Origin of the sequence: Neorhizobium populisoli (genome assembly GCF_019430945.1) — a bacterium.
Classification (GTDB): Bacteria; Pseudomonadota; Alphaproteobacteria; order Rhizobiales; family Rhizobiaceae; genus Neorhizobium; species Neorhizobium populisoli.
In genome coordinates this window covers 23,980-45,512 of record NZ_JAHYCB010000015.1, presented here as the reverse complement: position 1 = coordinate 45,512, position 21,533 = coordinate 23,980, and the positions used below count along the sequence as shown (strand labels likewise).

The 21,533-nt window shown below is 59.2% G+C and carries 25 protein-coding genes and 2 pseudogenes; 17 read left to right on the top strand and 10 right to left on the bottom strand.

The genetic code is table 11. The annotated features are described in order from the left end of the window. Together KX729_RS28630 and KX729_RS28625 are read right to left on the bottom strand one after the other, a co-directional pair. Entirely contained in the window at positions 1–906 is a 906-nt protein-coding gene (locus KX729_RS28630; protein ID WP_219745887.1) for a c-type cytochrome, read from the bottom strand. A gap of 31 nt (positions 907–937) precedes the next feature. Next, positions 938–1,801, bottom strand: a complete 864-nt coding sequence (locus KX729_RS28625) for an SDR family oxidoreductase (RefSeq protein ID WP_219745886.1) — start codon at positions 1,799–1,801, stop codon at positions 938–940. Between the two features lie 145 nt (positions 1,802–1,946). Here KX729_RS28625 and KX729_RS28620 point away from each other — a divergent pair, with 145 nt between their 5' ends. From KX729_RS28620 to uvsE, 3 genes are read left to right on the top strand one after another with little or no spacing between them, the layout of a single operon-like run. Further along, positions 1,947–3,752, top strand: a complete 1,806-nt coding sequence (locus KX729_RS28620; RefSeq protein WP_219745885.1) for a glycoside hydrolase family 15 protein — start codon at positions 1,947–1,949, stop codon at positions 3,750–3,752. Then, on the top strand, positions 3,730–4,557 hold the full coding sequence (locus KX729_RS28615) for an SMP-30/gluconolactonase/LRE family protein (protein ID WP_219745884.1): 828 nt from the start codon (positions 3,730–3,732) through the stop codon (positions 4,555–4,557). The genes KX729_RS28620 and KX729_RS28615 overlap by 23 nt, the downstream gene beginning before the upstream one ends. A gap of 34 nt (positions 4,558–4,591) precedes the next feature. After that, on the top strand, positions 4,592–5,623 hold the full coding sequence (gene uvsE, locus KX729_RS28610) for a UV DNA damage repair endonuclease UvsE (RefSeq protein WP_219745883.1): 1,032 nt from the start codon (positions 4,592–4,594) through the stop codon (positions 5,621–5,623). A 512-nt stretch (positions 5,624–6,135) separates the two neighbouring features. Here uvsE and KX729_RS28605 read toward each other — a convergent pair. From KX729_RS28605 to KX729_RS28595, 3 genes are read right to left on the bottom strand one after another with little or no spacing between them, the layout of a single operon-like run. Next, positions 6,136–6,696, bottom strand: coding sequence for a DUF4142 domain-containing protein (locus KX729_RS28605; RefSeq protein WP_219745882.1), 561 nt, complete (start codon positions 6,694–6,696; stop codon positions 6,136–6,138). 57 nt (positions 6,697–6,753) lie between these two features. Further along, a complete protein-coding gene (locus KX729_RS28600; protein WP_219745881.1) occupies positions 6,754–6,933 on the bottom strand; it encodes a helix-turn-helix domain-containing protein in 180 nt (59 codons plus the stop codon). A 56-nt stretch (positions 6,934–6,989) separates the two neighbouring features. Then, positions 6,990–7,160 (bottom strand): hypothetical protein, encoded by a 171-nt coding sequence (locus KX729_RS28595; RefSeq protein WP_219745880.1) that lies wholly within the window; start codon positions 7,158–7,160, stop codon positions 6,990–6,992. A gap of 392 nt (positions 7,161–7,552) precedes the next feature. On the opposite strand from KX729_RS28595, the gene KX729_RS28590 reads away from it, so the two are divergent. The 5 genes from KX729_RS28590 (at position 7,553) to nadE (ending at position 10,248) form a co-directional block, all read left to right on the top strand. After that, positions 7,553–8,020, top strand: coding sequence for an alpha/beta hydrolase (locus KX729_RS28590; protein WP_246617925.1), 468 nt, complete (start codon positions 7,553–7,555; stop codon positions 8,018–8,020). A 46-nt stretch (positions 8,021–8,066) separates the two neighbouring features. Beyond that, positions 8,067–8,453 (top strand): DoxX-related protein, encoded by a 387-nt coding sequence (locus tag KX729_RS34940; RefSeq protein WP_512699461.1) that lies wholly within the window; start codon positions 8,067–8,069, stop codon positions 8,451–8,453. A 191-nt stretch (positions 8,454–8,644) separates the two neighbouring features. Continuing rightward, positions 8,645–8,812, top strand: coding sequence for a hypothetical protein (locus tag KX729_RS28585; protein WP_219745879.1), 168 nt, complete (start codon positions 8,645–8,647; stop codon positions 8,810–8,812). After that, positions 8,778–9,401, top strand: coding sequence for a cysteine hydrolase family protein (locus KX729_RS28580; RefSeq protein WP_281423279.1), 624 nt, complete (start codon positions 8,778–8,780; stop codon positions 9,399–9,401). Before KX729_RS28585 ends, KX729_RS28580 begins: the two co-directional genes overlap by 35 nt. 22 nt (positions 9,402–9,423) lie before the next feature. Further along, the gene (gene nadE, locus KX729_RS28575; RefSeq protein ID WP_219745878.1) at positions 9,424–10,248 is read left to right on the top strand and encodes an NAD(+) synthase; all 825 of its coding nucleotides are present in this window, start codon (positions 9,424–9,426) and stop codon (positions 10,246–10,248) included. 73 nt (positions 10,249–10,321) lie between these two features. Here the strand turns inward: nadE and KX729_RS28570 are convergent, their stop codons facing one another. Both KX729_RS28570 and KX729_RS28565 read right to left on the bottom strand, forming a co-directional pair. After that, entirely contained in the window at positions 10,322–11,497 is a 1,176-nt protein-coding gene (locus KX729_RS28570; protein WP_219745877.1) for a zinc-dependent alcohol dehydrogenase, read from the bottom strand. A gap of 4 nt (positions 11,498–11,501) precedes the next feature. Next, positions 11,502–11,873: an SPW repeat domain-containing protein gene (locus KX729_RS28565; protein WP_219745876.1), complete on the bottom strand. Its 372-nt coding sequence runs from the start codon at positions 11,871–11,873 to the stop codon at positions 11,502–11,504. 330 nt (positions 11,874–12,203) lie between these two features. Between KX729_RS28565 and KX729_RS28560 the strand changes: the two genes are divergently transcribed. From KX729_RS28560 to KX729_RS28530, 7 genes and pseudogenes are all read left to right on the top strand, one after another. Next, positions 12,204–12,464 (top strand): DUF982 domain-containing protein, encoded by a 261-nt coding sequence (locus tag KX729_RS28560; RefSeq protein ID WP_219745875.1) that lies wholly within the window; start codon positions 12,204–12,206, stop codon positions 12,462–12,464. Next, a complete protein-coding gene (locus KX729_RS28555) occupies positions 12,461–12,943 on the top strand; it encodes a DUF2243 domain-containing protein (RefSeq protein ID WP_219745874.1) in 483 nt (160 codons plus the stop codon). The genes KX729_RS28560 and KX729_RS28555 overlap by 4 nt, the downstream gene beginning before the upstream one ends. Continuing rightward, positions 12,936–13,097 (top strand): hypothetical protein, encoded by a 162-nt coding sequence (locus KX729_RS28550; RefSeq protein WP_219745873.1) that lies wholly within the window; start codon positions 12,936–12,938, stop codon positions 13,095–13,097. Before KX729_RS28555 ends, KX729_RS28550 begins: the two co-directional genes overlap by 8 nt. A gap of 50 nt (positions 13,098–13,147) precedes the next feature. Beyond that, positions 13,148–14,479: an NAD(P)/FAD-dependent oxidoreductase gene (locus KX729_RS28545; RefSeq protein WP_219745872.1), complete on the top strand. Its 1,332-nt coding sequence runs from the start codon at positions 13,148–13,150 to the stop codon at positions 14,477–14,479. Between the two features lie 965 nt (positions 14,480–15,444). Beyond that, positions 15,445–15,627 (top strand): MHYT domain-containing protein, encoded by a 183-nt coding sequence (locus KX729_RS34660; RefSeq protein ID WP_376776091.1) that lies wholly within the window; start codon positions 15,445–15,447, stop codon positions 15,625–15,627. Positions 15,628–15,714: 87 nt separating this feature from the next. Further along, a pseudogene (locus KX729_RS34470) lies at positions 15,715–16,793 on the top strand (sensor domain-containing diguanylate cyclase); the annotation flags it as partial. Between the two features lie 84 nt (positions 16,794–16,877). Next, positions 16,878–17,657: an EAL domain-containing protein gene (locus KX729_RS28530; protein WP_246617941.1), complete on the top strand. Its 780-nt coding sequence runs from the start codon at positions 16,878–16,880 to the stop codon at positions 17,655–17,657. Between the two features lie 185 nt (positions 17,658–17,842). Here the strand turns inward: KX729_RS28530 and KX729_RS34465 are convergent, their stop codons facing one another. From KX729_RS34465 to KX729_RS28520, 3 genes and pseudogenes are all read right to left on the bottom strand, one after another. Then, positions 17,843–17,953, bottom strand: coding sequence for a hypothetical protein (locus KX729_RS34465; RefSeq protein ID WP_312992558.1), 111 nt, complete (start codon positions 17,951–17,953; stop codon positions 17,843–17,845). Next, a pseudogene (locus KX729_RS34460) lies at positions 17,937–18,462 on the bottom strand (DUF6766 family protein); the annotation flags it as partial. The pseudogene KX729_RS34460 and the gene KX729_RS34465, both read right to left, overlap by 17 nt. A 182-nt stretch (positions 18,463–18,644) precedes the next feature. Further along, positions 18,645–19,145, bottom strand: coding sequence for a YciE/YciF ferroxidase family protein (locus tag KX729_RS28520; RefSeq protein WP_219745868.1), 501 nt, complete (start codon positions 19,143–19,145; stop codon positions 18,645–18,647). A 631-nt stretch (positions 19,146–19,776) separates the two neighbouring features. On the opposite strand from KX729_RS28520, the gene KX729_RS28515 reads away from it, so the two are divergent. Then, on the top strand, positions 19,777–21,063 hold the full coding sequence (locus KX729_RS28515; protein WP_219745867.1) for an SDR family oxidoreductase: 1,287 nt from the start codon (positions 19,777–19,779) through the stop codon (positions 21,061–21,063). Then, positions 21,063–21,530 carry a DUF2269 family protein gene (locus KX729_RS28510; protein WP_219745866.1) on the top strand — a complete coding sequence of 156 codons (468 nt, stop codon included), beginning with the start codon at positions 21,063–21,065 and terminating at the stop codon, positions 21,528–21,530. Before KX729_RS28515 ends, KX729_RS28510 begins: the two co-directional genes overlap by 1 nt. Positions 21,531–21,533: the final 3 nt, after the last annotated feature.

Sequence of the window (21,533 nt, the reverse complement as noted above, 5' to 3'; positions counted from 1 at the left end):
TCAGGGATGCGGCGTCGGCCGGGGCGGCAGCGACTTTACATAGCGGGCAATGGCATCCCGATCGCTCTGCGGCAGTTGCGCCGCGTTGATGACGACATCCGCCATGGACGAACCGACCCGACCGTTAAAGGGAGTTTCGCCTGTTTTCAGCATGTCGGCAATATCCGCTTCCGTCCAGTCCCCGATGCCAACGGCGGTGATGTTCGGGACGAAGCCGGCCCCTTCGGGATCGACTCCACCGGCGAACCTGGTCTCCGGCTTGATGGCGCCAAGCATGTTGCGGGTGGAATGACATTCCGCGCAGTGGCCAAGGGTTTCGGTAAGGTAGGCGCCGCGATCCTGAGCGGTCACAGCTTCCGCTTTGCCCTCCTCGAAGAACAGAAGCTTCCAGAAACCGATGGCGCGGCGGAGGCGAAACAGGAGGGGCAGATCATGCGGCGGCGGCTTGCCGGAAACCGCAGGCAATATGCGCAGATAAGCGTAGAGGTCTTGGATATCGTTGAGGCTCATTCCGGTATAGCTCGTATAGGGGAAGGCTGGATAATAATGTTGTTCTGTGGGGGAGACGCCGGCGATCAGCGCGTTGGCGAACTCGGCAACGGTCCAGGATCCGATACCGTCTGCCCGATCTGGAGAAATGTTCGGAACCCGGAAGGTTCCGAAAGGCGATGCCAGCGCCAGCCCGCCGCCGAGTTTCAAGGGATCGGTCTGCCCAGGTGTAGCATGGCAGGAGGAACAGTCGGCGGCGGTAAAGACGAGCTTGCCGCGCGCTGCATCGCCACCTTGCAGGTTGGCGCCCTCCCCAGAGAAGCGGGGCACCGCATCGGTCAGCCAAATGGAGACAAGCAACGATGCCGCGCCTACGGCGAGCCCTGCGCCAAACCAGATCGAAAGTTTGGAGCGCATTTACTAGCATCCTTATTGAGCAACCGTCTCTTCAGATCATGATCTCACCGCCAGTCACTGGGATGACCGCGCCCGTCATGTAGCTGCCCAGTTCGGAAGCCAGCAGGACATAAGCGCCAGCGAGTTCGGCTGGCTGTCCGGCACGCTTCAGCAAGGTCTGCTCGCCGAATTTCGCCGCCTTCTCGGCTGGCATCGTCGACGGGATCAGCGGCGTCCAGATCGGGCCCGGAGCGACTGCGTTGACGCGGATGCCTTTGTCGGCGAGCATCTCGGCAAGGCCTGCAGTGAAATTCGAAATCGATCCTTTGGTCGATGCATAGGCTAGTAGCTGAGGCGAAGGCTGGCGCGACTGTATCGATGTCGTGTTGATGATAGAGCTGCCCGGCTTCATGTGGGGCACGGCGGCCTTCGTCAGAAAGAACGGGCCATAGATGTTTGTGCGGAAGGTCTCGTCCCACTCCTCGGCTGTAATGTCGGCGATGTCGGCGTAGGTCCTCTGGAACGCGGCGTTGTTGACTAGGATGTCGATCCCGCCAAGCTCTTCGACGGCACGCTTCACGAGAGCCTTGCAGTGGTCCTCGGACTTGATGTCGCCAGATGCGACGACCGCCCGGCGGCCAGCCTCCTTGACCCACCTTGCCGTGTCGTGCGCATCCTCGTCCTCGGACAGGTACGAGATCACCACGTCGGCCCCTTCGCGAGCGAAGGCAATGGCGACGGCCTTGCCGATTCCCGAATCCGCCCCAGTTATCAGTGCGACCTTGCCTTTTAGCTTGCCATCGCCACGGTAGGATTGCTCGCCGTGATCCGGCACCGGCTCCATCAACGCGGTCTGGCCTGGCGGCTCCTGATGCTGTTCGGGATGCGGAGGAGTGGGACGGCGTGTCTCGTTCATGATCGTCTCCGTTGTGTGGGTGTGCCGCCTTAACCTCTGACATTGCCATGAGTTCCGTGCGAGGCGCTCATTCAAGGGAACATTGTGCGCTCCAGACGCTTCTTGTCGTCACAAAGATCGAAAGCCAGGCAATCCCAGTACTTCCATGCTTCATTCCCTCAAGCCGGAGCGGTCCGGCGGCTTCCTTCCCCTCGAACATTACGCCGCGATCGGCGACGGGCGTTCCGTTCCACTCGTCGGGGCGGACGGCGCCATCGACTGGTGGTGCGCACCCGACATGGACTCGCCACCACTGTTCAACCGTCTCCATGATCCGGAGGGCGGCCACTTCACCCTTCGTCCGACGCAGCCTTTCTCGATCGAGAGGCGCTATCGAGATGATAGCAATGTCCTCGAAACCGTGTTCATCACAGACTGCGGCAGCGCGCGAGTCACCGAGTCGCTTAACAGCGGAGTGTCCGGGCGGCTCCCTTGGTGCGAGTTGGCTCGACGCATCGAAGGGCTATCGGGGTCCGTCGAGTTTGAAATCGTGCTCGCGCCCATCTGTGCCGGAGGTCCCGTACGGTGTGTAGAGCATCCAAACGCGCGCGTCCGCTACATCGGCGATCTTACCACGACATTCTGTCACGGATATGACGTAGACATCGAGGAGGAGACCAATACGCGGACCACTGCAAGGCTGGTGACGCATCCAGAAAGCCGGACATGCGTCGCGCTGCTCGTCGCCGACCGGGCACCATTGGCGATACCCGCCGTGTCCGACATCGACGGCCGGATCGACCTCAGCGACGACGAATGGAGACGATGGGCCGGAACGTTGACCTACAAGGGCCCGTTCAAGGCGGACCTTGTCAGGTGCGCGCTGTCCCTCAAGTTCCTGCTGTTTTCCGAGACGGGGGCAATCGTCGCCGCCGCCACCGCAGGCCTCCCCGAGCGCATCGGCGGCAAAAAGAATTATGACTACAGGTATGCCTGGGTGAGGGACGCCGCCTACACGATCAAGGCGCTGCTCCGGGCCGGAGCACTCTCGGAACCCATCGCCGCGTTCGGCTGGCTCGTCCGCACCATCGACGATGACGGACCCAAACCAAAAGTCGTCTACACCCTTCGCGGCGGGGAGGTCCCGGACGAGGAGGAGATCGACGTTCCGGGCTACCGCGGTTCCTCTCCGGTCAGGCGGGGAAACCGGGCCAAGCACCAGATCCAGTTGAGCTGCTATGGCGACTTCCTGGAGACGGCGGCTCTCTTTGCGCAGATGGGACACGTTCTCGACCCACGCGCTTCGAGACTGTTGGAGCGACTGGCAGACCAGGTCGTCGACCGGTGGCGGATGAAGGACTCGGGAATTTGGGAACTTGAGGATCTCCAGCACTATACATTCTCCAAAATCGGCTGCTGGCTGGCGCTCGACAGAGCGGTGTGGCTCGCCGAGGAAGGACACATACCCCGCGATCGCCGGGATGTATGGGCACGTGAGCGCGATACAATCCGAGTATGGATCGACGAGCACTGCTGGTCCGAGCACAAGCAGGCCTACACTATGCATTCCGGAACGGAGAGACTGGATGCCGTCCTGCTTCTTGCCACTCGGTTCGGCTTCGATGGCGAAGAACGTCTGCGCTCGACGCGCGCGGCCGTGGAGAAGGAGCTCGCAGTCGGACCGCTCGTCTACCGTTACACTGGCGCCTCGGAAGAGGAGGCCGCCTTCGTCGCCTGTTCGTGCTGGCTGGTTGAAGCCTACGCGTTTCTTGGCGACGTCGATCACGCCGAGAAACTGCTGAACGATCTCCTGGTGCCGCTTGGAAACAACTTTGGCATTTTGAGCGAGCAGATCGATCCTTCTTCAGGAAGGGCTTTGGGAAACGTTCCGCAAGGCCTTAGCCATCTCACGCTGCTCCACGCCATCCTATCCATCCAGGAGAACGCAAATGATCCCCCAACTTCTCGATGAAGACCTGCCTAAGAGCCAGCTCGGAGAGGGAGCCTTCTGGGATGGAAGGAGTTCGACGTTCTATTGGGTCGACATCAAAGGGAAAGCCGTTCACGCATTTCAGATGGAGTCGAGGAGCCACCAGTCGTGGTCAGTGAGCAAGGAGGTCAGCTTCGTGTTCACGAGCGCAACTGGCGGCCTCGTTTTAGGGCTCCGTGACGGCATCTACGACTTTGATCCGGCGACGGGCAGGGAAACCCCGATTGCGAGGATAGAACTGCCGCATGACCATCGTCTGAACGATGGCAAGCTAGACCCCAAGGGCAGGCTATGGGTGGGCTCGATAAACACGAGCCCCGAGCCGAGCGAGACTGCCGGGCTGTACGTACTCAAAAACGGGATGCTCGAGCTCTTTGAAGGCGGGTTCACCAACGCCAACGGCAAGGCCTGGAGCACGGACGGCGCGCTGATGTATCACGCCGACACCGGCCGGGGCACGATTTGGGTCTATGACTACGATCTCGAACAGGGAGTTCCCACTAACAAGCGGGTGTTCGTAAAGAAGGACGGCTGGTCACCCGACGGCCTCTGCATGGATCCCGAAAACAGGCTGCTCGTCGCAGTCTTCGGGGGGGCGGCCCTTGAAATATACACCCACCGCGGCGATCTGATCCAATCCGTCGAGCTGCCCGTACCGAATGTGACAAGTAGCGACATCGCGGACGGGGAGATCATCATCACGACCGCCTACGACGGGATGAGCGACGCCGACCAAAGACGGGCGCCGATGTCGGGTGCGGTCTTCTGCGTCCCGCTGCCAGGCTAACGTGTTCCCATATACACACATACCGAGGACATACATGCGACAGCGAACTTCACGGCTCGGATTTCCCGTCAAGGTGATGGTCCGGGACGACCTTAAGAGCAATGATGCCCGACGGGCAGCCAGCGGGCCGCATCTGAAGACCTCGCTCGAGTATCTCGATGCCATTCTCGATCATCTGGCGCGACATCGGATCGACATGTACCGGATGTCTTCCGATATCGCTCCGTATGCGACGCACCCCGACATGCCCCAGTTTCATGGCATGGTGCAAGAGAGCAGAAGCGAGCTCGCGGCAGTTGGCAGAAAGGCCAAAGATCTCGACATCCGGCTGTCGTTTCATCCCTCACAGTTCGTGGTGCTCAACAGCCCCGATCCGGAGCTCGTCGCAAAAAGCGTGTGGGATCTTCAGAGCCAAGCCGAGATGCTCGACCTGATGGAGCTCGGACCCGAGTCCGTCGTCGTCATCCATGTGGGCGGCGCGTACGGCGACCTGCAGTCCAGCCGTGAACGCTGGGTACAGACATGGCACGCTCTTCCGGAGCCGGTGAAAAGGCGGCTGGTTCTCGAACATGACGACATTCGTTTCTCTGCGGCCGACACGCTATGGATACACGAGCAGACAGGCGTACGTCTCATCTTCGACCATCATCATTTCTGGTGCCTAAACCCTGAACGCGCCGATCTGAAGGAAACGTTCTCGAGCTTCATGAGGACATGGCCTGACGGGCAGCAGCCGAAGATTCATTTCTCGTCGCCGAGGATAGATTTTCAGGAAAAGGTCGTTATCGATCGCGTCACAAAGAAGAAAGCCACGAAGCTGCTCGCCCCCGTGACGACCAGGCACGCGGACTTCTGTCATCCGTTCGAGTTCGCAACATTTATGAGGATCGTAGACGAGTTCGACTTCGACGTCATGCTCGAGGCCAAGGGGAAAGATCTGGCGGTTCTTCGCCTGCGCTCCGACCTGCACCGTTACGCTCGGGACGTGGCGTTAAGGTTCCGAAACTCCGGGTCCGATGATCATGCCCCGGCGGAGGATTTTCTGGACGAGAAGGGGGACGACTAAGGTGCTTCTCCGTTTGCCACAGGCATAAGCGTCACGCCAAGCTGGCACGCCATCGAGAATAAAGCAGCGAAGACCGCAACGTGTCGTCGGCATCGCCGGAAATCCTGGCCGCGAATGACCGATCAGTCTTGAACATGGAGAGGGAAAAGGTAACTCCGTCCTTCATCTTCTGCGCAGGTTTGCCTGGCTGCACTCGACGTCCCGGCTCGCAAGCATTCCGAGCATGACGTGATCTGCCAACTCGACGAGCGCGGCGGCGACCTCTTCGGGCCGCCATCCCGCCTTAATCGCGGAGAGGGCGACGTCTGAGACCCCGTCCGCCATCGCTTCCTGACACTTTAGGAAGCGATCTGCGTCTGTATTCTTCGGCGGGGATGGGACGGGTCTCATTCACAGGCAGATAAAGTCCGGTCGCAACTCGTCAAGACGATGCGCCACATTAACGCAAGAAGGCCGGCGTCTCCGCCGGCCCCCTTTGAAGTCGTGCCAATTCATCCGTGGTCACATCATCTTCATCCAATCTTCGATTTCAGCATGTCGAGATGGTCGATATGTTCCTTGATCTGGCCTCGCGCGAGCTTCGTCACGCTGAGATGCTCTCGTACCTGGCCAACCTTGAGGTAGTCTTCCTGGATCGCCAACAGTTTCTTATGGCCCTCGAGCTGGGACGCTACGTAGGCCTTGTCGAAGGCAGCGCCGCTGGCAGCCTTCAGCTTTTCGAGCGAGGCCTTGCCTTCCGCGTCGAGCATCGCCTGCACCTCGCTGTCTGACGGCGGCTTGAGGGCGCCCTCGGCCTTGCCGTCCATCTCCATCGACTTGAGGATATCGGCAATCGTCTCCTGCTCCGCGGTCTCCCATTTCGCGAACTCTTTCACCATAGGATCGGAAGCCTTCTCGGCGGCGACGCGGCTTGTCGCGAGCGACAGCGAACCGACCTTCTTCGTTTCGTCGGCGTGCTTCTTCTCAGCGTCGCCTGCGGCCTTGGCGGTCTGCGCGAAGCTGGCGGTAGAGGAAAGGAGGACTGGAAGGGTGGCTGCGGCTGCAGCGACAGAAAGCATTGTGCGGCGGTTCATGAACTTCTCCGAGGGTTATGGAACGGCGCTCTAACAACGAGGCCATCCCGGAGTTCCTTAGGTCAGCGCGTGCTCAATGCGCTCCAGATGCTGCGCCGGAGCAGCCCCTTGTTCGGCGACCGTAATTTCCTCCACCGTAAGCCCTGTGGCGATTGCAAGGTCCTCAAGACTATACCCTTTCGCAAGGCGAGCCGCCTGAAGGTCCAGCGATGATTTTGCGTGAGTGTGATGATCCATGTCGTTCTCCTTGAGGGCGTCCTGAAAATGCCTGAGCGCGGGCCGGGTTCCGGTGGTCAACTAGAAGCGCTTTCGCGGGCTGCCAGACGCAGCCGCCGAAGCCGTCCGCTCTTCTCCTCACGCAGCCGGCGCTCTTCCTCCAGAGCGTCCGCCGCGACCTTGTGCGTGTGTTCGAAAGCCGCCGCGCGTTCTTGCACGGTCAGAGTTTTTCTGAGCCTGCTCACCATGACAAATCCTTTGGGGTTTCCCGACATATGGAAATCACGATGATCAGGATCAACAGGTCCGAAGGGGCGCGTCCGCTAGCGTACGACGTAGCGGACGTCCTTGCGAGATCGCGGAACCGACACCATGTAGTGTCTGCCACCCCCAAGAGAGCCTCCGCAGCGCCGTCCGCCGGCGCCATCGTGATGGCTTGCGCGGGTGAGAGGGCTGCTCCCTGCCTCGGGTCGAGCGCCCTCGGACCTTTTTCAGCGATCACGGAAAATCATGGCGTCGCACGACCACCTCGTAATCCTTGTCCATGGGATCGGCGCTTCCGGCGCGCAGCTCATGCCGCTTGCCGCTTTTTGGCGGGACAGCCCTCTCTGGCACTTGCTTCGTAGCGCCGGATGCTCCTATGCATCATCGGCGGGGCCATCAGTGGTTCACGACCGAAGGCAACCCCCTCGCGCCCGAGCGCATTCTGGCCGCGCAGCAGGTCTTCGACGCGCTGATCAAAGATGTCGCGCGGCGCGAAGGGTTCGAGGAAGTGCACGACCGCGTCGCTCTCACGGGCATCTCGCATGGCGCTCTCATGGGCCTGGATGCCGTCGCCAACGGACGCTGGAAGATCGGTTCGGTGGTCGCGTTCTCAGGTCTTCTTCCTCCGCAGCCGATTTTATCCTTGAGTCGGACCACGCCGATCCTACTGGTACACGGTCAGGCGGACACGACGATCCCGGCAACTGCTTCTACGCTCGCCGCTTCGCAACTGGGGACGGCGAGGTTTGAGGTCGAAGTCGATGTAAAACTAGGTACAAGGCACACCATATCATCTTCGGGCGCAGCCAGGGTGCTCGCCGTTCTGAAGCGAAAGCTTCAGTAAGATGGAGATATTCAGCACCAAACCGCGGGGTGGCGGGCGTGCTTGAGTGGCCGTGTCCATCCGCTATCTCGTCGCGGGCATCGTCCACCTTGTCTTTGCGGGGCCGTTCCTGACGATCATGTTTGGATGGGTTCCACATCCTTCGTTGGTCATCGCTGCGACCGGCGTATGCGAAAATGCTGGGACGGCTAGTCTCTGGTGGCCAGGTAGTCAAGGGCTGGCTGACATCGGGTTGAGGCTCTATGCCGTCTGCGTAATAGCAGCGAACGTCGGCCATACGTCGCAAGATTCGCTGAAGGGGCGAGTTGACGGCCGCTCCGGCCGAAGGGTCGCTGAGATTGCGCATCTGCCGTCGCAGATGCAAGTTCATATTGCAGGAGCCGAAATAAGTGGCTTGGAAGGTCAAGACAATAAGAGCAAAAAAGAACGGTAGACGATATTTCAGTATCGACGGTAGGACCGTTACGCGCTCCTGCTAGTCGTTGATAAATGGACCGTACGAAAGCAGACTGAAACTCTCGAGCTGATTGGCAGTTCGCAACATGGGAGGCATGTCGAGATGGCGTCCTCGGACCTCGTTGATTGAGAACGATATGCCTCCCGCCCCGGATATGGAGTGTGAGAATGTCTGAAGAAAAAAAAGACAATCGTTTCGATAAACCTGTACTCGGCGCACAGGGGTCGGCGCGCGTTGCGGAAAGCATCGACACGAGTCGGACGCCCCTTGAGGAAATCGAAGCCGCCAAGGTGGCCCGCGTTGGCCGAAAGCCGCTTTACGGCACCACGAAGTGAGGCAGACGTGTTGAGTGACAACTGGGTCCATCTTTGCATCGACATGCAGCGGATGTTCAAGGAGGATACGCCTTGGCATGTGCCATGGATGGCAAAGGTGTCGCCTGCTATCGTCGAAATAGCCGGACGACATCCTGAGAAGACCATCTTCACACGTTTCGTCCCGCCGGTTAGCCCCGAGCAGGTGCCAGGAGCCTGGCGGGACTACTATCGCAAGTGGGAAAATATGACATTTGAGCGTCTCGGGCCCGAAATGGTAGATGTCATCCCTGAACTTAAGCGTTACATCCCCCCGGCCAAGGTTTTCGACAAGATGACTTACTCGCCCTGGATCGATGGGAATCTTCACCGCAAGCTGCAGACGCAAGGTGTGCAGACGCTTGCCATCTCCGGCGGTGAGACCGATGTCTGCGTCCTCGCTGCCGCTCTAGGAGCCATCGATCTCGGATACGAGGTCAAACTGCTTAAGGACGCGGTTTGCAGCGGCGCTGATGACACATACGATGCATCACTCCAACTTCTCGGCGATCGCTTCTCCGTTCAAGTGGAAATTGTCGAGACGGAAACGTTCATCAGGCGTTACGGTTGAGCCACTCAACACAGGCAAAGAAATGACATTTCACGATCAGCAATCTCAGATCGCCGAACGACTGGGCGTGGCCAAGAGCTTCGATGCAGCAGCAGAGGCGGAGCAGCGCATCCGGTTTTTGGCAGATTATTTGCGCGCATCGTCCTTGCAGTCCTATGTGCTTGGAATCAGCGGCGGTGTCGATTCACTGGCCGCCGGGATGCTTGCTCAGTCAGCCGTCGAGAGCCTCCGTTCGCAGGGGCACGAAGCTCAGTTCATCGCGGTCCGACTTCCTTACGGCACCCAGGCCGACGAAGCAGACGCGCAAAGGTCATTGCAAGTCATCAAACCCGACCGAGTTGTAACTATAGATATTAAGCCGGCCACAGATGCAATGTTGGAGGCTGTGCGTGTCGAGGGCGGCGACCTTCTGGATACCGCAAGGCTCAATTTCCATCTCGGAAATATCAAAGCGCGCCAGCGAATGATCGCGCAGTACGCGCTAGCTGGCACGACACGCGGACTTGTTATCGGAACCGATCAGGCCGCTGAAGCGCTAATGGGATTTTTCACCAAATTCGGCGATGGCGCTGCTGATATCCTCCCTTTGTCCGGCCTGACGAAACGACGCGTTAGGGCCATCGCAACGCATCTCGGCGCACCGGATGAATTGGTTTTCAAAGTCCCGACGGCCGATCTAGAAACAGATGCCCCGCTTCGTCCCGATGAGGACGTCTACGGCGTCACCTATGACGAGATCGACGATTTTCTGGAAGGAAAGGACGTTTCGGAAGTTGCAAGGCAGAAGATCATCGCGACGCATTACGCGAGCTCTCACAAACGGGCTCTGCCGGTCGCACTGGTTTAAAGTCGCTATTCGGCGGGAGCTTTATTGAGCAGCGCAAGGAGAGGGCGGCGGCGCGTACCGCCGCCCTTTTGCCTCATGCCGTCAGGACGACTTTGATGCAGCCGTCCTTCTTGTCGCGAAAAGTTTCGTAAAGACCCGGACCGTCTTCCAGCTTTGCGCGGTGGGTGATGATAAAACTTGGGTCAATCTCGCCTTCCTCGATCCGACGCAGGAGATCGAGCGAGTAACGGTTCACATGAGTTTGGCCGGTGCGGATCGTCAGCCCTTTATTCATAGCGGCGCCGAACGGGATCTTGTCAAGAAAGCCGCCGTAGACGCCTGGTACCGAGACAATACCGCCGGGCCGGCACGCCATGATTGCAGTCCGAAGAACATGGGGCCGGTCGGTTCCGAGCAGGGTAGCGGCTTTCACCTTGTCGACGATGGCGTCGAAAGACGCGGTCGCGTGTGATTCCGCGCCAACGGCATCGATGCACTTGTCGGCACCATGGCCGGCCGTCATTTGCTTGATGACATCCGGAATGTTGTCATCAACTTCATCAAAGTTGATGGTTTCGGCACCCGCGGCTTGCGCCAAAGCCAACCGTTCCGGTACATTGTCGATCGCGATCACGCGCGCAGCTCCCTGCATCAGCGCGCTCTTGATGCAGAACTGGCCGACAGGACCACAGCCCCAGATCGCGACAATGTCGGTCGGCTCGATTTCGCAGTTGGCCGCAGCCATCCAACCGGTCGGGAAGATATCGCCGAGAAACAGCGCTTGTTCGTCGGTCATCCCGTTCGGAATGACGATTGGTGATACATCCGCGAACGGTACACGGACGTATTCCGCCTGGCCCCCAGCATAGGCGCCCGTCAGATGCGAGTAGCCGAACAGCCCGGCCGTCGGATAGCCAAACGCTTTGGTGGCGTTGTCGGCATTGCGATTGGTGCGCTCGCAGACGGACCAGTTCCCCTTCCGGCATTGCTGGCATTCACCGCAGCAGATCGTGAATGGAACGACAACGCGATCGCCGACCTTCAGCTTCTTGTTGTCGCGCCCGACCTCGACCACTTCACCCATGAACTCGTGACCGAGAACGTCTCCCTTCTCCATGAACGGGATGTATCCGTCCATCAGGTGAAGATCCGATCCGCAGATGGCACAGGCCGTCATCTTGATGATGACGTCTCGACCGTCTTCGATTCGGGGATCTGGAACTTCATCGCAGCGGATGTCGCCTTTGCCGTGCCAGCACAGTGCTTTCATGATATTATTTCTCCTTCAGATGCGTTGCCGCCGTTCCTTTGGCTCGAATTTTAGTAGTTGCGACCAGCGCCAGAGCAAGGGCGCCTATCACATTGCTCGACCAGCGGGCATTCTGCGGAAGATCAAGGAGCCAAGGTCCCAGAAGTAGCAGCAGCCCAAAAACGGCATCGAGGAAGAGATGGAAAAGGATGGGCAGGACGCGCACGACACCGAACTCGTAGTCGGTGAGAAGGCTATAGGAGATCGCCACGACACCTATCACCACAAAGAACCAACTGGCGGAAACCTCTAGGTTCAAGATGAAGGGCAGGGCGATGACAAAGAGACCGACAACGTAGTCGGCTATTCCATGCAGTGACGTAGGGATAATGCGCAAGGTCGAGCTCCATCACGAGTGTTGCCTAACCTTAAAACATGCGGAGAGTTCCCTCGTCTCACTTGGCGGCCGCCGCTTCGACGTCCCCCGGCATGTCTCCGGCTTTCTTAGATGTCGCGGAAACTCCCACATTTCCACCGGCTTCTCCGGTCCCTCGTGAAGGCCTGCCATGGCGAGGCCCCTGATGCTGCCACAGCGAGCATCGCGTGCTTCCGGAGGCCGAGGACCTTGTTCGAGCTGTTGCGGCTCGTTGGTTTCATATCAAGTCGGAAGCAAGGGAACTTGGATGCCGTACGAATGTTCGTCGGAAACTACTGATGGAGGTCTTCTATGGACAAGGTCATCGACGTCGATTTCCATGTAACGTGGCAATCGCCCGTCTTCATACGGATCGGGAATGGCATGCGGGAACGCATCGACGGGCCTGACGCGGCAGTGGCGGCGCTTCTCCACCGCTGGCCGTCAAGCCATCAATCGGAACAGGCTGTCGCCAAACGCCGCTGCGTCGACGCCGTTGCAAACCACGGCAGCCCTAAGCTCGCCCGCGAGGCGTTTGTGGAAGCAGCGGTCGCGGCGAAGGTGCTTGCATGACAGGCCTGGAGCGCCGCGCCTCACGAAGCTTCCCATTATCCGCCGGCCTGCTGCTGGGCTTGGGGCTTGGCGGTTTCTTCGACGGCATCGTTCTCCACCAGCTTCTGCAGTGGCATCATATGCTAAGCTCGCGGTATCCAATCACCACAATCGAGAACCTCGAACTTAACACCTTCTGGGACGGCGTCTTCCACTCCGGCACTTATGTCTTCGTGCTCGCCGGTCTCTTCATCCTGTGGCGGTCCGGCCGCCTTAGCCATTTCCTCTGGTCGACAGCCGACCTCGTCGCGACGATGCTCATTGGCTTCGGAGCATTCAACCTGGTCGAAGGCATTGTCGATCATCATGTTCTCGGCCTGCACCACGTCAACGAAACAGTGCCGCGCGGGCAGTGGCTCTTCTGGGATCTCGTATTCCTTGCCTGGGGTGGAGCGATGATAGCCGTCGGCGTACTGATGCTGAGGCGGCGTCATGGCTGAGACGCTGCGTGAACTGCGCACCGCGATGATCTGGGCGGCGTTCGGCCTTGGTCTCGTCCTCGCGACACGACCGGTGTGGTCGTTTCTTCTCTTCGGCCCAAACTTCACGCTTGAAGACCTGCTCTCATTGCGCTGCTTCGGCCTGCCGACATAAAGCGCCGGTCGAGCGCGCGACCTATCCCAAGCAATCGACGGAGCTGATCCATGACTGCGTATCCCGACCGAATTGACCTCAATGCCGTACCCCGTGCCTCCCGCCACGTGGTCATCGTGGGCGGCGGTTTTGGCGGTTTGGCTTGCGCGATCGAACTCGGTAATGCTCCGGACATTGTGGTGACGGTCATCGATCGTCGCAACCACAATCTGTTTCAGCCCCTGCTTTATCAGGTTGCAACAGCCGCTCTGTCGCCCGCCGACATCGCCGAGCCGATCCGTAAAACGCTTGCCCGGTTCAAGAACATCAACATGATCATGGCGGAGGTGGCCGGTATAGATCCGTCGTCGTGCACAGTGTCACTGTCTGACGGCGATCTTCTGTCTTACGATCAGCTGGTCATCGCCACCGGCTCCGACTATAACTACTTCGGACACGACGACTGGCGACAGTTTGCGCCCGGCCTGAAAAGCATTCACGAGGCGCGGCAGATCCGTCATCGGCTGCTTCTGGCCTTTGAAAAAGCTGAGCGGGCGAAGAGCGAGCTGGAGAAGCAGGCGTTGCTCACCAGCATTGTCATCGGCGGGGGACCGACGGGCGTAGAAATGGCCGGTGCGATCTCAGAATTGGGTCGCTTTATGATCAGTCGCGACTTTCGAAAGCTCCACCCCGACAATCTGAGAGTGATCCTCATTGAGGCGGGACCACGCTTACTGGCCGCGTTCCCCGAGCACCTATCTGCGTACGCGAGGTCGTACCTCGAAAAGATGGGGGTCGAGGTCCGCACAGGCAGACGGGTAACGAATATTCGCGAGGATGGGGCCGAGATCGAGGGCGAATTCGTTCCCACCGGGTCGGTCATATGGGGCGCTGGCGTTAAGGCATCTCCTGCCCACTCATGGCTCGGGATACCCGGGATCGCGGGCGGCCGGATTCCTGTTGATGATCACCTTCGTGTCCTGGGGTTTGACGACATCTACGCCATTGGAGACACATCCGCACTCAATGGGGCGGACGGGAAGCTTCTGCCAGGCCTAGCGCAGGTCGCCAAGCAGCAAGGCGCATACCTGGGAAAAAGTCTGCGAAGTGGCCATGCCCTGCCAGGCTTCACGTTCAAAAATCGCGGCAATACGGCGGTGATTGGCCGGAACGCCGCTGTTTTCGACTTCGGAAAGTGGACGATGAAAGGCCGGGCAGCCTGGCTGCTTTGGGCACTTGTTCACGTCTATCTCCTCATCAATTTCGAGAAGCGCCTTCTTGTCGCCATCCAGTGGGTCGGTCGGTATCTCACGCGACAACGCGGTGCGCGCATCATTGACGAAACGGCCGAAGAGACTGAAGCCAGCTGTCACTCCGCCGCTCGTGATGGATGCCGGCTATAGCACGGTTGAACTCGCCCGATCTTAAGACGACGCTTACCTCGATCCGTCAGAGCACCCTTATATCGGTCGTCAAGGCAGGTTGGAAAAGTGCTGCCGTGCATGAATCCAGAACCTGCGCCGCCGCACCACAAGGGGCGACTGGACCCATATTCGCATCTGTACTCCGCTTGCGTTCGGAACGGTCGGATGCACGCTCGGTTACCTGAAGACCTGATTTTACCCTGTCGCTGACGCGGCGGAAGAGGGGGCCATGCGCGAGGAGGCGACCGTTTCAACGGGACATCCCCGAGCTCCGCGAGCTGATCGCCGGCGTCATACCGCGCGCGGCAGCTGTCACGGGCTTTTAGGTGACACGATTTTTGTGGATAGGCCAACGCACCATCCTTGTCGATGTCCGGCGCTTTGTCCACCCGGACATTACAGTACCATATCCTGGTGCTGTTCGACGACGCCACCGAGCGTCAGCGGCAAGGTCACAAAACCCGGGCTACCCAGGCGGACAGCACGGTCAGTGCGGCTTCCGCGCCATAGCAGGATGAGCCCGGTTCGTCCCAGCCCGATGGCCGGAACGGCTTCTATCAAGCCGAGTTTCTTGTCCTCATGCTCGCGGTTAGCAAGATTGCGGCCGACAGAATGGTGCGAAGGTTCAAGATGTCAGTCGTTGGGAGATTTCGACAGCGAACCTCTGGACTTGGCAGGAGTTCCTCCGCCTCAGGAAACGCCCTATTTACGCGGACTTGAGGGGAGGGGAGGGGAGGGACACGCTTCTTCAGATGACCCAGAACAATCAAAACAGAAGTTAAACTTTTAGGAAGCTGCCTAACGGCAGATTATATAGCGCATGAAAGTGTGGAGACCGGAGGTGGCGATGATCTCACTGGTTTCCTGTATTGCCGAGCAGCATAATTTTCCGCTTCTGCTCGTGGCAGTCTGTGTTTGCGTCGGGGGAAACCTTGCGGCTGTTCATGCTGTCTCGCGCGCGACGGTGTGTAAGAGTACACCGCAATCTCTGGGTTTGCGTTGCTGGCATCGTGCTTGGGGGGACGATCTGGGCGACGCATTTCCTCGCGATGCTGGCTTACAGCATTCCCGTCTCCTATCAGATATTTGAAACCGGCGCGTCCATTCTGGTCGCGATCGCGATCTAGTGCCTCGCGACCTATACCCTGGTCGGGATCTCGGGCTGTGGGGGCGCCGTAGCGAGTGGGTGCCTCCTCGGACTTGCAATCGCTGGGATGCATACAGTCGGGCTCAGCGCTATCAGCGACTCTGCGGTTGTTGAAAGCCGCACGGACACCTTGATTGCGGCGTGGGCGGTCGGTGGCGTCTTTACGGTCTCGGCGATGCTGATCGCCTGCGGTCAGGTTACCAGACCGAGACTGGTAATCACTGCATTGCTACTGGTATCGGCTGTCTGCGGCCACCACCTGATCTCGATGAGCGGGCTGCGCGTCGTGCCGCTTTATCCCGGTCCGGACAATGGCCTGACGTTTATCGATCGTATCGGTATTGCAGCAGCTGTCTGCGTTGTATCAAGCTTGCTGATCGCGGCAGGCGTCGCGGCGCTCTTCTTCGATCGACACCTGACGGATGTGAAAGGTCTTGCGAACGCCACGTCTGAGGCTGTTGTCCTGACGCGAGGGGGTATGATAATTCATGCTAACGAGCAGTTCGTATCGATGGTCGGCAAGCCGCTCGCCGAGCTCAAGGCACTTCCTCTCGAAAATTTCCTTGAGCAGAAGGAAGGAAAACATGGACTTGTCAAATCCCTTGACGGCAGGGTGCCGGTCGATATCGTCGACGGAGTCATCGAGTACCGCGGGCGCGAGACATTGGTCTTTGGACTACGCGACGTTCGCGAACGCCTTGAAGCGCACGAGCGTCTCGATCACCTCGCCTCACACGATCCGCTGACAGGTCTTTTGAACAGGCGGGCATTCAACGCTCAGTCCGAGAACACTATCCGCCTGGCTGAGGCTGAAGGATCAGCTGCGGCTCTGCTGATCCTCGATCTCGACCGCTTCAAAGCGATCAACGACATTCATGGCCATGGCGAAGGAGATCTGGTGCTGCAGCAAGTCGCCCAAGTGCTGAGATCGTCCTTCGGCAGCACAGCGCTCATCGGAAGAATAGGGGGGACGAGTTTTCCGTGCTTCTCCCTGCGAGTTCTGATTTCGAGGGGCAACAAGTAGCGTCGGCCTTCATGTCGCGCTTTAAAGCGGTCTTCGCCCCCTATCCAAAGGCAGCTGCGCTGGGGGTGAGCGTGGGGATCGCGGCCTTTCCTGCCCATGGTGGCACCCTTAGTCAGCTGCAGCACAACGCGGACGCGGCTCTGTATCGCGCGAAATCGCGAGGGCGTGGGCGGGTATGCGCTTTTGACCGTTTCCTCGATCAACAAATGCGGGAGCGCCGGCGGCTTGAGGACGAGCTTAGACGGGCAGTGAGAGAAAACGAATTCTTTCTACTGTACCAGCCCATCGTCGATACCCTGTCAGGGCAGCCGGCAGGCTACGAGGCACTATTGCGTTGGCGCCATCCCACTTATGGCGTTCTATCGCCCGCCGTTTTCCTTGAGGCTGCGGAAGAAAGCGGCGCCATTGTCGAGATCGGCGCATGGGTTCTCCAGGAAGCGTGCCGGCAGGCGGCAAGCTGGGACGAAAACCTGTTCCTGGCCGTGAACGTTTCGCCGCGGCAACTTCTCTCCGTTGATTTGCTTGATCAGGTGAGTGGCGCCCTCACCGCAAGCGGTCTCTCCGCTGCGAGGCTCGAACTGGAGGTGACCGAGACGTCGCTCCTTGAAGATCGTGTCGAGGTAGCGCAGTCCCTTCTTAGGCTCAGGGCGCTCGAGGTAAGGCTTGCAATGGACGACTACGGCAGCGGTTATTCGTCAATGACGAACCTTAGGCGATACCCCTTCGACACACTCAAGATCGATCGCAGCTACGTTGCTGCCCTTGATAAAGACCCTGTGGCTGGGGTGATCATCGACTGTGCCCTTGCACTTGGTCGAAGCCTTAGGTTGAGGGTGGTCGTGGAAGGCGTGGAGACAGAAGAACAACGAGCGGTGATATCATCGAAGGGCCCTCATCTCATGCAGGGATTCCTCTTTGGCAGCCCCGAGGCCTGCGTGGGTCAGGCCGCGTCGGAGGATGCAGAGTTGACCTGGCGATCGGTCTAGAACCGCCTGGCGCAATAGCTGCCGGCGGGTCTGTCGCTGATGTGCCGCCCGGTCATTTCAGAGGGGCAACCAGAAATCATGCAGGCGATACCTTTAAAACGGGCCGCACCCGAACTGCTTCGCCGGCCGTTAGATGCGGCCACCGTTGTGGCTCCCGGGGCTCCCTGATGACGTCTTCGTCACCGTCAGTCGTGCGAATATTGGGACCGGCCATCAGCTGCCCGTTTCAGAGTGAGGTGCTGCCACGGATTTTGATTCCGGCGCCCCTTGAAGCGTAGGAAGATTGACAGGACCACAAGCACGGCAGTCGACAGAAATTCCGACTGCCAGTTCTGGAAAGGATTCAAACCAGAACTGGGTACTGGCTAGATGCTCAATGAGGGGTACTGCGGGCTGGCAATGGATGAGCCCTCCGGCATTCGCGTCTTCAGCGCTGTAACGCAGATGGAGCAGAAAGCTCAGGATGAAGAGGATCGCCAGTGCTGTCGCGAGGGAATAGGAATAGAGGGAGCGCGCTACCCGACCGACTCGAACAGGCCAAGGCGCTTCGAGCATCGTGCTGTTTCTCTCTCGGGTCCTGATCCTGTGAGGCAGGCTCGTCGGGATCCTTCGATTCTGCCGAGCCGCGTTGGAAGAAGATGGCCGTCAGCATCACATAGGCCGACATCTGCAGGAACTCACTCTCCCATTTCTCGAACAGAGCCGACAAGAAGTGCCCTGAGAGCGCATCGCTCCACAAGTCAAGCTGCTGCGCCCCATGCTGGGTCAGCTCCTCATTGTGGACCCCCCAGCCGGTCAAAAGCATTCCGCCTACTGTCAATACCGAAAAGGGGCAATGGTGAGGCCACTGTCACGTAGAAAACGCAAGAGATTATCCTGCAAGAGCTTCGACAGTCGGGCCGGACGCAACTCTGTCGCCGGTTAACCCGGGATACCAGTTGGTTTGCCGGCGGAACGGGAGCGGCTACGATGCCGCTCCCGTTGATATCATGCAGCTTTTGTCTTGCCCTTGCGATTGACCTTGGCATCCGCAAGTTGCGTCAGCAGTTCGTCGGTCTTTTCTTCTTCAGCCAGGGTCTCTTCGAGAAGCTGGGCGACGTCATCCTTGCCAAGTTCGCGAGCCCAATTGCGAAGAGTGCCGTAGCGGGCGATCTCATAATGCTCAACGGCCTGGGCAGCAGCCAGCAAACCTGCGTCGAGCGCCGGCGAGTCCTTGAATTCCTCCAGGATCTCCTGTCCTTCCTCAACGATGCCATCGATCGCCGGGCAGGTCTTGCCACGGGCCGGCTTGCCGAGAATTTCGAACACCTGAACAAGGCGTTCAATCTGACCTTCGGTCTCCTGCAGGTGGGTTTCGAATGCTGTCTTCAGGTCCTGCGACTGCGCGCCACGGATCATCTTTTTCAGCGCTGCTACGATCTTTCGCTCGGCATAATAGATGTCCTTCACGCCGTCGATGAAGAGGTCTTCCAGGGTCTTGGTCGCCATGAATGTACTCCGTAAAAGGAAATGGTGCCGGATCGGCAGACATGTCGGCGGAGGCCAACATGGCCGGTAAACACCTTTCCGCCACATTTGTTCCGACTTTGGCTTACTCGGAGTTACGGGTGACTGCAGCTGTTGATGCGGAGCGTGGCCCAGCCAAACCGGATGTGGCGGTAAAAGAGACGCCGCAGCCGGCCACGGGCCAAAGCAGGCGCAGCATGTGTTCGCAGCCTTATTTACCCATTTCGTGTTGATCGACATGCCGCTTCGTCAACTGTGCCCCCACCGCCGTCAAGCGATAACGTCTCTGCTTCAAGTCGCCCCGCGCCAACATCAAGCCAAACTCCAGCACCGTATTGACGTCTTGAGCCCGGTGCCCTTAGGCGGCCTTCGCCATATCCGTCGGTAGCGCAGACAGCAGGCCCCAGAGCCGTTGGTCCTTTTTCGGCATCTCCATAGCCGTGACGTGTACTGCAACAACCGTGAACTCAGTTTGAATGCCGGCCGGACAAACAATTTGGAAGCCTCCGCCTAGCCGGTCCACCTCTAGGGAACTTCGGCACGTTCGTGAAGTTTGCTTTGGCGCGCGCACATGCGCGGAGAAAATCTGATTGCTTAAAACTCTTGGGAAACGATGAACATTCTTGTGACGGGCGCGAACGGGCTCATAGGCTCGGCGATATGCGGGCGGCTTATTCGGGAGGGCCACCAGGTCGTTGGGGTCGTGAGGCCAGGCAGCCGTCGACCTTATGGTGTCGCCAATACCATCTATCTCGACGTCGCGACCGCAACCGCAATCGATGGATGGCTTCCGGTTCTGGAGGATGTCGATGCGGTGGTGAACTGCGTGGGTGTGTTGCAGCAGAGCGCAAGAGAGGATCTAGCAGGGGCGCATGTCGCAGGCCCAGCGGCCCTTTTTCAGGCCTGCGAGCAGCTTGGTGTCAGACGAGTCGTGCATTTTTCCGCGATCGGCGTCGATCGACAACAACCAAGCGCATTTTCCGATACCAAACTGCGTGGTGACGATGTCCTGATGGCGCGTGACCTCGACTGGGTCATCTTGCGACCTTCCGTCGTGCTTGGACGTTCGGCGTTTGGCGCAAGTGCTCTCATCCGTGGTTTGGCCGCTCTCCCCGTACTACCGATCATGCCTGCCGCCGCTGAACTTCAGGTCGTACAACTGGAGGACGTTGTTGAAACAGTGGTGCGGTTGATCGAGCCGAACGCCAGGAGCCGCGTGGTCCTGGAGCTGGTGGGCCCGCAGCGGCTTCGATTTGAAGACGTGGTCGCGTTCTATCGCCGCTGGCTTGGCAGAGGTCCGGCCACTCAGATCCGCCTGCCGACGGTCATCGCCTCTCTGCTTTACACCCTCGGCGACCTCGCAAGCTTGCTCGGCTGGAGGCCAGCGCTGCGAACGACGGCGAAAAAGGAAATCGTCCGCGGAGCGACAGGCGACCCGCAGCCGTGGGCTGTGGTAGTCGGCATCTATCCTCGCTCCCTACCCGAAGTACTGAGTTCAACCCCGGCGACCGTGCAGGAGCGGTGGTTTGCCAATCTCTTCTTCCTCAAGCCGTTGATGTTCATAGTCCTGCCGCTGTTCTGGATCTCGACCGGCATCATTTCCCTTACGGCCGGCTTCGACGAAGGAATGACGCTGATGGACCGGGCAGCCGCAGGCCAGCTATCGGCGCCTTCGGTCATCGCAGGAGCTCTGGCAGACATTGTCATAGGCGCAATGATCGCGTTCCGGCGAACGAGCCGCGTTGGTCTATGGGCTGCAGTCCTCGTATCGATCTTCTATGCCATCGCCGGCACAATCCTCGTCCCTGCGCTTTGGAATGAGCCCCTTGGGCCGCTCCTGAAGATCGGGCCCATTCTCGTTCTTCATCTGGTGGCCCTGGCGATACTGGAGGAGCGCTGATGCTCTACTTCCTCTTGAAATTCATCCACATCATCGGCGCCTGCGTGCTGCTGGGAACCGGAGCTGGAATTGCGTTCTTCATGCTGATTGCGCATCGAACGGGAAAGGCGTCGACGGTCGCACCTGTCGCTCGCATCGTGGTTCTCGCGGACTTCCTCTTCACCGCAACTGCTGTCGTGGTGCAGCCCGTTAGTGGAATCGCACTCGCCTGGACCGTTGGCTACTCTCTCACTGACGGCTGGATCGTCGTCTCAATCATGCTCTACATCCTGACCGGGATCTTCTGGCTGCCGGTCGTGTGGATGCAGATGGAGATGCGGGACCTCGCGGCCGAAGCCGACCGACAAGGGCTTGAATTGCCGCAGCGGTACTATGCGCTGTTCCGGCGCTGGTTCTTTTTCGGCTTTCCTGCTTTCGGCGCTGTCCTCGCCATTGTCTGGCTGATGATAACCCGCCCGGCCTGGTAGATC